Below are 10263 nucleotides of genomic sequence, written 5' to 3' on the forward strand. Positions count from 1 at the left end.
CGCCGAGCGGGCCGTCGCCCGACCGGGCCAGCGCCCCAGCGGGCCACCGCCCTGCTCGCCGGTCAGTGCGGCGCCCGACCAGAGGGCAGTGTCACCGTGCCACCGTCATCTTCTGCGCCACCGGAGCCGTCGCGCTGCCCAGGAGCCGCAGCGCCGCCTCCGACGGTGAGCCGGGCTCGGCCGTATAGGTGATCAGGTGCTGGCCCGAGGTGCCGGGCAGGACGAGGTTCTCGAAGCTGAGTTCCATCGCGCCGACCATCGGGTGGCGCAGGTACTTCAGTCCGGAGGTGCAGGTGCGCACCGGGTGCCGGGCCCAGAGGGCGGCGAACTCCTCGCAGTTCATGGTGAGTTGACCGACGAGCTCGGCCAGGGCGCGGTCGCCGGGGTGGCGGCCTGCGACCAGACGCAGGGAGGCCAGGGCGAGTTGGGCCTGGTCGTGCCAGTCCGCGTACAGCTGGCGGTACCGCTCGTCAAGGAACAGCATCCGCGTCATGTTGGGGCGAGTGGCAGGTGTGTCAGGGCTCTCGGGCGCCAGGTGTCCGGCGAGCAGCGCGTGGCCCAGGGGGTTCCATGCGAGGACGTCGTTACGCCGGTCCATGACGAGGGCCGGTACGTCGGTCATGGCCGCGAGCAGTTGCCGGGCCGAGGCGCTGGCGTGCGCCACCCGGCGCGGTGCGGGGCGGTTCGCGGCGGCGGCGGGACGAGCCAGGTCCTTCAGGTGGGCCGTCTCGTCGTCGGTGAGGCGCAGAGTGCGCGCGATCGCCTCCAGCAGGCCGTCCGAGGCGCTGGTGGCGCGACCCTGTTCGAGGCGCGTGTAGTGGGTCATGCTCACGCCCGCGAGCATCGCCAGCTCCTCGCGGCGCAGCCCGGTGACGCGGCGGCGGGTCGGGTGCGGGGTGATGCCGACGTCCTCGGGGCGCAGCGCGGCGCGGCGCGACTTGAGGAAGGCTCCCAGGTCGGACGAGGCGTCCATTCATGTCTCCAGGTCGGCCGGAGTGCCACCGGCTGTGGCCACTGGCGTCCCATGATGCCTGCCTGGTCCCAAAGGCCGGAAGCCGTAAGGGTGGTGCTGTCATGACTACCCTCGTGCCGGCTGTGCACGGCAGGGATCTGGCTAGGAATCCGGACGCCGACGAACCTCTTCTCGTAGCTGCGTGTGACGCGACCGAGCGCAACGCGTGTCAATAACCATGAGGAAAAGGACTCGACGTCATGTCTGTCACTGATACGGAGGCGACCGGCAACGCGGTCGGTCCTGCCGCCGACGCGGCTCCGGCCGTGCTCACCCCCCGGCTCCGGCTGGTTCTGGTGCTGCTGCTCACCACGCAGTTCATGCTGGCCGTGGACTTCGCCATTCTGAATGTGGCGCTGCCGGTGATCGGTGAGGGTCTTGGCTTCTCGCTGGAGAACCTGCAGTGGATCGCCACCTCGTTCGCGCTGTGCGCGGCGGGCTTCACTCTGCTCTTCGGCCGGATCGCGGACCTGTTCGGCCGCCGTCGGGTGTTCCTCGGCGGCCTCGTGGTCCTGGGCGCGGCCTCGCTCATGGGCGGTCTTGCACAGAACCCGGAGATGCTGATCACGGCCCGGGTTCTCCAGGGCCTTGCCACCGCCGCGGTGACCCCTGCGGCGCTGTCGCTGATGACCACCTCGTTCCCGGAAGGCCCACTGCGCCAGAAGGCGCTCAGCCTCAACGGAGCACTGATGTCCAGCGGATTCGTCACCGGCGCCCTCCTCGGCGGCGTACTGACCGACCTGCTGTCGTGGCGATGGGCGTTCTTCATCAACGTGCCGGTCGCCCTGGCCGTGCTGATCATCGCGCCCAAGGTCATCAAGGAGTCCCGGCCCGACGAGCGCCCCAAGCTGGACGTGCCCGGTGCCATCAGCGTCACGCTCGGCCTTCTTGCCATCATCTACGGGCTCACCCAGGCGGGCGAGAAGGGCTGGGGCTCGGCAGGCGCCCTGGTGTCGCTGGCGGCGGGCGTGGTGCTGCTGCTCGTCTTCTACGCCGTCGAGCGCAAGGTGTCCGCGCCGCTGGTGCCGGTCGCCGTGCTCGGAAAGCGGTCGGTGGCCTGGGGCAACTTCGCCGGTCTGCTCGCCTTCCTCACCTTCACCTCCCTGGTCTTCCCGCTGACCCTCTACCTCCAGGAAGTGCTCGGGTACTCCGCGCTCGTCGCCGGCCTGGCCTTCGGCTTCCTCGGACTGGGCACGGTCCTGGGCGGTGTCACGGCCTCGAAGGTCATCGCGAAGCTCGGCACCAAGCAGACGCTGATCGTGGGCGGCCTGCTGCAGATGGTCTTCACCGCGGCCCTCGTCGGCCTCGGCGACGACCGCTCGTGGATGTGGCTGATGCTGGGCGCCAGCTTCATCGGCGGTATCGGCAACATGCTCGCCATCGTGGGCTTCATGGTCACCGCCACCTCGGGGCTCGCCGACCACGAACAGGGCCTGGCCACCGGTCTCGCCACCATGACCCAGCAGGTCGGCATCACGATGGGTACGCCGATCATGAGCGCCGTCGTCACCGCCGCGATGGCCGGCACCGGAGCCACGGCGATCCTCGGCGGCCTGAAGGTCGCGATCGCGGTGAACGCCGCCATCGTGCTCCTCGGGGTGCTGACCAGTGCCCTCTTCCTGCGCAGTGACCGCTCGACCGCGCGATAACGGCGAACCGCTCGGACCGCGCTCTGCTCCAGCAAATCCGCTGGCGTCGGCCCGGACGGGACGGTCGAAAAGGCCCGTGCTGAACGGTCGAAAAGGCCCGTGCGGGGCGGTCGAAAATAGCTTTCAGTAAGCGCCGAAAATAATCTGGGTCGAGAGCCTGATGGGCTCTCGACCCAGATTTTTTTGCTTTACCGGAAATTGCCCTTTGTGGCCCCTGGCCAGCGACTTTGCAGTTCTCTGACGTTCCCTGACGCAGGCGCGTAGAGGCTTGAGGATGCCTGTATCGGAGCGTGTTGAAACGGGTTCATGGGAATGGGGAGAATTCATTTCGTACTCGCGAATAAGGATTTCCGCGCCCAAAGGCGAGCGCGCGATGTTGCCGCCCAGAAGAACCCGATAGGCGATGCTTGTGTCCCGCTCTTTGTTCCATTCGTCCTCCCCTGCCCACTCCACCCTGGCCGCTGCCGCACGACCCGCGCTCGTCGAAGACGTCCTCAGTACCAAGGACCGCATACGCGTGGCCGGGTTCTTCCCAGGCCTGGGCAGCCGGGCCGCCTACCGAGGGCTCGGCCGGCTGTTCATCGACTCCGGCGTCCCGGAAGTCACTCATATCTACCGCGAAGCCGCCCGGGCCCTTGGATTTCCCGACCGCCCCGATCTGCTTCTCCTGGACCCCGGGACCCTTCCGGAGGGCAAAATGGAGCGCCAGGGCTTCATCGGGGCGTCGTTGCTGGTGCACAGCCTCGCCCTGGACGCCTATCTCCGCGACCAGATCGCAAAGACCGGTGCTCCGGTCGACTTCGTCGCCTACACCGGCGAGAGTTTCGGCATCCTGACGGCCGCGGTGGCGAGCGGCTCCCTCTCCGTCTTCGACGGCGTCAGGATCGCCCAAGTGTTCACGCCGCTCATGCTCCAGGCTGCCGGCGCGCAGAGCACGGACGAGGCCTTCGCTCGGAACGTCGCCTCCTACCTGGGCGAGTCCATCCAGAAGACGCCCCTGGTCGGGGAGCCGTACCACGTAGTCGCCGTGAAGACGCAGAGCCCGGACACTCTCGCGGCGGTCCTGGACGGGACGGGGAAGGCATTCCCGCTCGCGGACGTCGAGTTGCACAAGACGTACACGCCGACGCAGGCGAACCTCTACGTCCGCTCCAGAGCCAAGCCCGAATTCGACGCTTTCGTCGCCTCCTTCGCGAACGCGACCACCTGGGAACTGAAGGAACCGACCGTCTTCCTCGCCCACTCCGCGCGGATGCGCCCCGCCCGGGAGGCCCTCGAGCGGTTCTTCAGCACCCACCGGATCCACTTCAACGGCCCCCGCGTGCCTGTGGTGTCGAACCACGACATGTCACTGCTGACCACAGCGTTCGCCGTTCGCCAGGGAGTCCTGGCCATGACGGACCAGGTCATGGCCTCTCAGGACACCTGTCAGAGCCTGAACAGCCTCGACGTGGACGTGGTGATGGAGCTGGGGCTGGGGGCGAAGTCCGTCAAGCTGCTGCAGGACAACGAAGTCGCCGCTCCCGTCATGGCCTACACGGGCAGCCATGAGGACACCGCCAGGTTCCTGCGCGCCGTCGAGGTGGTGAGCGCCCTGTTGTCCCGGCTGGAAGATCTGTACGGCTCGGGGGAGGAGCTGACGCGCGAGGACTACCACCTCCTGCACGAGCTGTTCCGCCTCGCTGCCGGGAGCGACTTCTGTGACGACTACTTCTCCCGCACCCTCGGGCGCGTCATCACCGCGGAGATGTTGTGCCCCGTCCGGGAGGGGGCGCCGACGTTCTACCGGTTCCTCGAAATCTTCCAGCACACACGCGGTCACCGCGAGCACATCGCCGTCGACCAGGGTGAACTCGTCATCAGGGCGAGGTTGAAGAAGAGGATCACCGCCGAGGACCCCGAGCTGCTTGGCAAGGCCTTCATGGAGCTCACCGTGCGGGACGCGGCCGGCGGCATCGGCGCACGGACGCACCACACCACGCGTCCGGAGGTCGTCGTCTTCCACTTCGGCGGACCGTCCGACCTCGGCGACGAGGCGCTGGCCCGCACGGCGCGGAAGCTGCTGGACACCCATGTGCCGGCGTACGAGATCCACGACCGGATGCTCGAAGACCTGCACCTCGACGGCGGCATCCACCCAGCGGGACAGCGCATCGTCTATCAGTACCTGCTGTTCAACACCCTCTCCCTGCACCGGCCCGCCCTGATCGCGCAGAGCGACCACTACCTCGAGGGTGTCGACGTCCCAGGCTGGCTGGCGGCCCTTGCCGTCTCCGGAGCCGTCTCCCTGACCGACGCGGTCACCCTGAGCACCGAACAGGCGCGGGGGGACGTGACGGAGCGGATCCTGAACGGCCTGACCGGCGCCGGGATTCCCCTCGTCTCCCCCGAGGGCGTGCCGATCCAGGCCCGGAAGGACCTGGAGGAGGCCACCCGCGCCGTGCTCCGGGAAGGTGCCCTCGACTCCCGGATACGGCCGATCCATCTGAACGGCAACTGCCAGATCATCGCCCTCGGTTCGGAGCCGGCCGTGGCCGACATCGACGCCGGACCGTACGCCACTCGGATCGTCTCCGTCACGGAGCCGGCCGAGGCCTGGGGAAAGCGGGCCAACCTCGCTCTCGACGAGTTCGAGTACGACTGCGTTCTCGCCCTCACCGAGGAGAACGAATGCGTTCTGGCCAACGCGCGCGGCCGCCGGGTCCTCTCCAGCACGGTCTACGCCTACATCAGTACCGACGAGTCGATCGTCGGCTTCGGTCAGGGCGGAAGCGAGTCGATGACCATCTTCGTCCGGAAGGACGGGGAGGAGCACATCACCGTCCGGAAGGTCCTCAGTGAGGCGCTGACGACCGCGCGCTGGGACCCGGAGGGGCACGGCGTGATGCTCCCACCGTTCACGAAGGCCAGGAAGCAGGCCGAGTTCCTTCAGGCCCTGCCCGAACCGGTGCGCGGCTACTTCCCCGAGGTCTTCTCCGTCCTGGAGCGTGAGACCCCCGTCCCGTCCCATCTGCGGTCCGGCGGTCGCACGGTCGACCGGGAAGTCATCTACGAGATGAGCTACGTCGCGGGTGAGGAGGTCAGCCGGTACGTCGAGAAGCACACCCCGCCGCCCGCCGTGATCGCTCGGCTCTACGAGCAGATCATCCGGGTGCTGAACAACGAGGTGCACAGCGTGGGCCGCGTACCCGCGCCGGGCGAGACCCTCGACACCTCGTATTTCAGGAAGATCGAGGACCGCCTGGATCTGTGCCGTCGTACGGCACCGCGCACCTTCGGCGCGCATCTCCTCGACACCGACCGGATCCTCGTCAACGGCGTCTCCTACCTCAACCACTCGGCTCTGCTGGAGCGGTTCCGCGACAGCCCGGAGTTCGCGGCGGTCCTCGAGCCGGCCTTCCACTCCCTCGTCATGGGCGACACGAACACGGAGAACATCAAGATCACCAACAGTGAGCCGCTGCGGCGTGCTCAGCAACTGATCGAATCCGCGGCAGTGCGGGAGGACATCGACGCGGCACTGGCGGCCATCACCCCCGTCGCGCTGGGGATCAGGTTCCTCGACCCCAGGGCCATCGGCTTCAAGACCGAGGGCAAGGACACCCGCGACGACGCGATGTACGACAACAAGCCGTGGCACAACTCCATCGGCCACTACGACGAGATCCACTTCGAGCAGTTCACCATGAGCGTCGACATCGGCGAGGGCAGGACCCCCAGCGTCGACATCGCGTTCCTGAGCGGCAACCCGTACCAGCAGGCGTATCGAGTACGGGACGTGATCGAGGGCGGCGGCAGCGTCGACACCGAGGCCCCTCAGGGAATGGAAGACCACTTCGCCCCGGTCATGACAGCGGCGCTGGGGTTGGACAACTCCGAGTCCCCGTACCTGCGGGACGACCCGTACTGGCTGATCCGGTTCGTGTTCATGATGGGCCAGCACTTCACGGCCATGCCCCCCTTCCATTTCCAGATGGAGCTGGACGGCACTCTCGTCGATACCTACCGGACCCAGCGCCGCCCGGTCGCGATCTACTGCGAGGGGATCAAGTGGCTGAACTGGGCCCTGCAAATGCTGGAAGGAAGCAGGACCGAGTTCCTGGGGCTCGCGGTGCCCCCGTTGCCGTATCGGCAGGGCTGAGAGCACGCCCCGGGAGCGGTTTCCGTTCACTGCACGATCGCCACTCCGGGAAGCCGCATGTGCGCGGCACAGACCTCACCGATGTACGACCGCCCTATTGGAGATTGAATACATGAACTCTGTTCCGCGCTCGTTTCCCGTCTCCGGCCTGAGCGATATGCCCAACGAGTCCCGAATGATCGCGACCCCGTGGAGCCGAATGCTCCGTGGCATCGGCCTGGGCCAGTACCCCATCGATTACGACGCCAGGATCGCCGGTCACATCCGCGACACCTTCGACCACTTGGCTGCGAAAGTGTCGCCGTCCGACGGCTACACCCTGTTCTGCCGCGAACTGGCGGACTTCACGCTGAAGGTCGCCGAGCCCGGCCGTGATCGCGCCTGGATGGAACCGGCTGTGGGACCACTGCTCGAATCCGTTCGTGCCGTGTCCAACCCCTACTACCGAGCCACGGCCGGAAGCATCCTCATGGACGCCTTCGCCAAGCTCAACCTCGACCTTTCGCTGCTGGTCAACAGCGAGAGGGACTTTCCGGCAGAAGTGCTCGGCATGCTCGACGAGATCGTTCCGGACGCGATCCCGGACGAGAATCAGGGTCGGCACGGAGAGTACGAGCGGGTGTCCGCCTGCTGCACGGTCTTCCTCGCCTTGGGGCAGCTGGGTCTGCGAGACCGTCTGGTCACCGCTGAGCGGAACCACGTCATCGAGGCGCTGAACCTGCTGGAGCACTTCCCCGTCCCCTACTTCTGCGGGCGAGTGGGCGGGATGCTGATGTCCGTCATCGCGCTGCTCGGTTACACCGAGCACATCTTTGACGGCGAGCGCGACTACATGGAGGAGGTTCTCGAATATCTGACGCGGGCCGACGAGGTGGGAAACTGGCCGTTCCTCCCCGACCCCATCGCTACCCCTTGGAAAAAGGTCTATCCGCTGCTGACGATGCTGAACGCCGTCGCCATGTGCGGCAGGCCGGAATACCTGACACGTCCGATCGACGCCCTGGCCGAGGCCAAGAACCTGATGGGCCAGATCCCCTGGGACACCCGGGTCCACATGTCGCAGTACTACGTCATCGCCCTGCACAACCTGGGGCGCCTGACGGAGGAGTTGCCGGACCTGGACGCCTTTATGCAGGACGTCGTGGCGGTACTGGACATCGTCGACCCCGGCGAGAACTTCTCACCCAGAGGCAACGCCTATCCGTACATCATCGAGCTGTCGATGATGACCGGCCGACTGGATCTGATTCCGGACGCGGCGCTGGAGCGCATGGTCGATTCGTTCCCCGACCTGGACCGCACCGCTGAGAACCGGGAAAATCGCGCGTTCCCGGTCAGCTACGTACTCAACATTCTCGGAGAGATCGGTGCCGCAGAGCTGTTCTTCACTCCGCGTGACCGCTACGAGGGCCGCTCGGCCAGTGCCTGGGTCGTCGACAACCTGTCCGAAGGCGCCAAGGAGGAGGGCGATCGAATCTCGATGATCGATCATTCTCTGGTCAGCTACGCACTGCGGATGCGGGGTGCCGACGCGGGAGAGACCGAGCTGTTTGAAGCCTTCGCGTTCCCCTTCTCGGGATGACCTCACGGCGTCACCACGGGTGAGCCGGTGGGGAGTGGAGGACCTCCACTCCCCACCGGCGGGCGCGGTGCGCAGGCGCTGCAGCCTCCTTGCGGAAGCGGCCCGGAGGTATCGGTGCTGCCGCCCGCAAGTTCGCGAAGGCATAACGCATCGATTATCGTCGATGTGGCCACAGCCGGCTCCGCGTCAGCACTGGAAGGCCCATGACGACTTACGGCATGCCCGTGACAGACGACCCCGCGACCCTGCTCGAACCCCTCAAGGCACTCGCCAACCCCGTGCGGTTGCAGGTGCTTCAGTGGCTGCGTGATCCGGAAGAGCATTTCCCGGTCAATCCTGCTGTCACCGATCCGCGCGCGGTGGGCGTCTGCGTCAGCCACATCCAGGCCAAGACCGGACTCGCACAGTCCACCGTCTCCGCCTACATGGCGGTGCTCGAACGTGCGGGTCTCGTGCGCTCCACGCGCGTCGGGAAGTGGACCCACTACCGGCGTGACGAAGAGCGCATCGCCTTGCTCATCGAGGAGTTCACACGGGAGGTCGGGGAGGCGCACATGCCGGATCTCCGCACCTCGTGAGCTCACTGTCCGCGTGAGTTCCGGGCCCCGGCAGGAGGATCGATCGCGTCACGCGTGACCGATCCGAAAACCGACGCCGCGCACCGTGACGATCCAACGGCTCGATCCGAGTTTGCCCCGGAGACTGCTGACGTGCGTGTCGATGGTGCGGCCGCGGTGCGACCACTCGTCGTCCCAGACCTGGCTCAGCAACTGACGACGGGAAAGGGTGGTGCCCGGCTGCGAGGCGAGCTGGTGCAGCAGGTCGAACTCCTTGGGGGTGAGGTCCACCCGCCGTCCCTCCAGGGTGAGTTCGCGCGCTCCGGCGTCGATCCGCAGCGGACCGTGCGTGATGACCTGGGCTGTCGGTGACTGGGGACGGGCCCGGCGCAGCACCGCTTCAATCCGCGCAAGCAGTTCACGCAAGCCGTACGGCTTGACGATGTAGTCGTCGGCCCCGGCCTGCAGCCCGAGCACGCAGTCGAGCTCGGCTCCCCGCACGGTGATGGGGATGATCGGCACATTGCCGAGTACTCGCATCCGACGGCACACTTCAAGGCCGTCCAGATCAGGCAGGTCGAGGTCCAGCAGGACCATGTCGACACCGCTGTGGGTCTGCAATGCTTCCGCGCCGGTGGACACGCTGCTCACCAGATAGCCGTGCCTGCGCAGTTCCTGCGCCAGGTTTTCAGCGGCCAGGGCGTCGTTCTCGACGACGAGAACCCGCAATGCCTGCCTGTCCCCCTCCTCGGGCGCCTGCCCTGCCCCGCTGTGTGGTCTCACCAGTTCCATGACCTGCTGATCCACTTCATGCTCCTTCCCCCAAAGGCACAATTTCGAACTGTAGAGCGCCAACGCCAACGCCACCGGAATGCGAGGTTGTCTGATCACCAACGCGCGGCCGGGCGAGCTACGAGCCCGAGGGGTCGGTGCGTTCATTTCCCAAGGGGTGATGGCCTTGGGACTCCACGATCCTCCGACACGTCGTCCGGTGAGGGAGGTCGTGCCCCGGCGACTCCAGGGCGGCGGCGCTCTACTTTCGCTCTGTGGAATATCCATTCCACTTCACGGAACAGTACGATACCGGCCGGGAGCGTAAAGATCTGCTGCCAGGAGGAAAATCGGAGAAACGCACGGGGCGCGTCCCACCACCTTGTGGATCTGACCAAGCCGTTCGAATCTCCTGGGCTCCACCAGAAACGCCGCGGGGGGGGGGGGGGGCGGGGGGGGAGGGGGGGGGGGCGGGGAGGGGGGGGGGGGGGGGGGGGGGGGGGGGGGGGGGGGTGGTGGGGCGCGGGGTCCCTTTTTTGCTTCTTGTTTTT

6 protein-coding genes are annotated in these 10263 nt (G+C 66.9%); 4 read left to right on the forward strand and 2 right to left on the reverse strand.

Annotated features, from left to right (window positions below; translation table 11 throughout):
- Positions 1-91 precede the first annotated feature (91 nt).
- On the reverse strand, positions 92-973 hold the full coding sequence (locus ACZ5WE_RS11985; protein WP_467685593.1) for a helix-turn-helix transcriptional regulator: 882 nt from the start codon (positions 971-973) through the stop codon (positions 92-94).
- A gap of 239 nt (positions 974-1212) precedes the next feature.
- On the opposite strand from ACZ5WE_RS11985, the gene ACZ5WE_RS11990 reads away from it, so the two are divergent.
- From ACZ5WE_RS11990 to ACZ5WE_RS12005, 4 genes are all read left to right on the forward strand, one after another.
- Entirely contained in the window at positions 1213-2661 is a 1449-nt protein-coding gene (locus ACZ5WE_RS11990) for an MFS transporter (RefSeq protein ID WP_467685595.1), read from the forward strand.
- A gap of 517 nt (positions 2662-3178) precedes the next feature.
- Positions 3179-6802, forward strand: a complete 3624-nt coding sequence (locus ACZ5WE_RS11995) for an ACP S-malonyltransferase (RefSeq protein WP_469157290.1) — start codon at positions 3179-3181, stop codon at positions 6800-6802.
- Between the two features lie 97 nt (positions 6803-6899).
- A complete protein-coding gene (locus ACZ5WE_RS12000) occupies positions 6900-8384 on the forward strand; it encodes a hypothetical protein (protein ID WP_467685599.1) in 1485 nt (494 codons plus the stop codon).
- A 218-nt stretch (positions 8385-8602) separates the two neighbouring features.
- Positions 8603-8962 carry an ArsR/SmtB family transcription factor gene (locus ACZ5WE_RS12005; protein WP_467685601.1) on the forward strand — a complete coding sequence of 120 codons (360 nt, stop codon included), beginning with the start codon at positions 8603-8605 and terminating at the stop codon, positions 8960-8962.
- A 48-nt stretch (positions 8963-9010) separates the two neighbouring features.
- Here ACZ5WE_RS12005 and ACZ5WE_RS12010 read toward each other — a convergent pair whose 3' ends face one another.
- On the reverse strand, positions 9011-9748 hold the full coding sequence (locus tag ACZ5WE_RS12010) for a response regulator transcription factor (RefSeq protein ID WP_467685603.1): 738 nt from the start codon (positions 9746-9748) through the stop codon (positions 9011-9013).
- Positions 9749-10263: the final 515 nt, after the last annotated feature.

The organism is Streptomyces sp. NPDC033180, assembly GCF_055577645.1.